Origin of the sequence: Burkholderia sp. LMG 13014 (assembly GCF_905232215.1) — a bacterium.
Taxonomy (GTDB): domain Bacteria; phylum Pseudomonadota; class Gammaproteobacteria; order Burkholderiales; family Burkholderiaceae; genus Burkholderia.
In genome coordinates, this window is sequence record NZ_CAJNKE010000740.1 from 1 (window position 1) to 2,554 (window position 2,554).

3 protein-coding genes are annotated in these 2,554 nt (G+C 67.3%); all 3 read right to left on the reverse strand.

Translation table 11 applies throughout. The features are described 5' to 3' along the window. The coding region (locus JYJ84_RS33880) for a hypothetical protein (RefSeq protein ID WP_240201942.1) at positions 1 to 935 on the reverse strand (935 nt) is incomplete at its 3' end. 60 nt (positions 936 to 995) lie between these two features. Next, complete coding sequence (locus tag JYJ84_RS33885; RefSeq protein WP_174958510.1) at positions 996 to 1,718, reverse strand: haloacid dehalogenase type II; 723 nt, start codon at positions 1,716 to 1,718, stop codon at positions 996 to 998. A gap of 204 nt (positions 1,719 to 1,922) precedes the next feature. Continuing rightward, positions 1,923 to 2,554: hydrolase (locus JYJ84_RS33890; RefSeq protein WP_205190076.1), on the reverse strand; the 632-nt coding region annotated here is incomplete at its 5' end.

Sequence of the window (2,554 nt, forward strand, 5' to 3'; positions counted from 1 at the left end):
TCGGCCTCGGTGCGCGTTTCGAAGAAATGGACCTTGCACAGATCCGGCCGGCCCAGCGCCTTCAGGATGCTCGACGTGCGCCACGCCGGCAGCCAGTCGGACCACGACAGCCGCACGCCCACGAGCAGCGCGAGCAGGACACCGATCGCAAGCGGCCCGCCCAGCAACACCGCCAGATCGGTATCCAGGTCGGAGAAGCCGCCGTCGCCGGTCCATAGCACCAGGGCCATCATCGGGATGACAAAGCAGTTCATGCCGATGAACATCCATTTCCACGCCAGCCAGAGAACGTGTGTGAGGCAGGCCAGCCCCTTGTCGCCGCACGCGTGATCCATGACCATGCGCTGCCGGTCGGGAGACGACAGCGCGAACAGGCGGCCGCGGCGATCGATCACGGCCACCACGTCGTCGCCAACGTCGAAGCACTGGCCGCCAAGGAACCCTCGGTACGTATTGCCGCCAATGTCGATTTCCACCGGAAGCTTCGCGAACAGGATCTTGCCGTTCTTCCCGACCATCACGTATGCGTTTGCCGACGAGAAGGTCCTGGTCTCGCGCAAGTTCGCGTACGACCACGTCGCCGGATGCTCGACTTTGTCGGCTGCGGCGTTCAACTGGGCGAGGACGAAATCTTCGTCGGCTTGCTGAAACATCAGCGCATTGGCCGCGGCCCCGTTACCGGTGAGCGCCGCAAGGATCGGCACCGCGGTGTGCGTGAACCAGTAACCGAGCGATTTCTTGCGGGCTTCGGGGTCGACGGGCGGCACCTGACGGCTTCCGGCACTGCCTTGGTCGGGGCGCTCGAGAAAGCGCAATGCGGTCAGTTTGCCTTCGACAAGACGCAGGGGTGACGACATAGGGGACGCGGCCGCGACGGGACAGGGTGGGCGGAGTCTACCAGTCGTCTGACTTGATGCGCGACGCGCCCGATGCACCGCTCCGCCGGCCCTGCAGTGCAGCCGGCAGCGCGCTGCGCTCGCGCATCGAGCCCGGCCTCAACCCGGGCAACCCAGCCGGTCCGCGAGTTCGTGCAGATTCTTGACGTCGAAGTCCCACGCGTCGTCGGCTTTCAGGTCGGTCGTCTGGCCGGGCCCGTGTTCGGTCGGCCTCAGCACGAACGCGGTCGACAGCCCCTGCCGGCGCGCGGCCGCGAGATCGCCGTTGTGCGCGGCGACCAGGCACAGCTCGGCCGGCTCCACGCCGAGAATCTCGACGGTGTCGCTGTACACCTGCGGCGACGGCTTGTACGCGCGGACGACTTCGGCGCCGAGAATCGCATCCCACGGCAGCCCCGCGCGTTTCGCGACGTCGACCATCAGCCGGATGTTGCCGTTCGACAGCGGCGCGATGATGAAGCGCCGCTTCAGCCGTTGCAGCGCCGCGACGGCGTCGGGCCACGGGTCGAGGCTGTGCCACGCGAGGTTGAGCGCATCGATGTCGGCGTCGGGCACGTCGACGATCCCGTAGCGGTCGAGCGTGCGGACGAGGTTCTCGCGGTGCAGGACGTCGAGCCGCACGTAGCGGCGGCGCCCGCTGCGGATTTCCTCCATCGACGGCGAATATTCGGCCCGCCACGCATCGGCGAATTCGAGCGGGTCGAGCGCGGGGGCATAGCGGTCGAGGAACGCGGCAGCGCCGCGTGCCACGCCGCCTCTCCAGTCGACGATCGTTCCGAAGACATCGAAAACGAGCGCCTTGATTTCGGCAGGGTTCGTCATGGTGATCCAGTGAGGGTCGATCGATGAGGTTACGAATCGCCGTGCCGCCGGATTGCGCGGCGCCGGTTCGATCGACATTGAATCACGGATACGGAAAGGCGGCCTGACCGGCCACGGGGGCATCCGGGTGGCGCGGAACGGATGAGGCCGACAGCGCGCGGGTGCGCGCCGCCGGCCGGAAACGTCCGCGGCCGCGCGGGCCCGTCAGCTCTTGTCGTACGAGAACTGGATGCCGGCCGTGCCGCCGGTTTCGATGAACAGGTCGATGAAGGCCGGCACGGTGGCGCTGCGCGCCCAGTCGCGCTGCAGCTCGCAGAACAGCTGCGCGACGCTGATCATCTGGCCGCCGGCCTGTTCGATGCGGCGCAGCGCCGCTTCGTGCGCGGCAACCGACGTGCCGCCCACCGCGTCGACGACCACGTACACCTCGTAGCCGGCCTTCAGCGCGTCGAGCGCCGGGAACGTCAGGCACGCTTCGGTCCACAGGGCGGTCATGATCAGCTTCTTGCGGCCGGTCGCCTCGACGGCCTGGCGGAACTCGACGTCTTCCCACGAATTGATGCTCGTGCGGTCGTAGGTCGGATGGCCTTCCAGCGCCGCGCGCAGTTGGGGGATCGGCGGCTTGTTCAGGCCGGTCTTCACGTTGACGGTCGAGTGGACGATCGGCAGGCCATACGCGACGGCCGCCTTCGACGCGCCGACGATGTTGTTGATCAGCAGCTGGCGATCCATCGACGCGATGGAGTTCACCTGGACCGGCTGGTAATCGATGACGATGAACGCCGCATTCTGCGGGGTGAGCAGGTGGTCGTTCGCGGGGTCGCGAATCGGTTCGC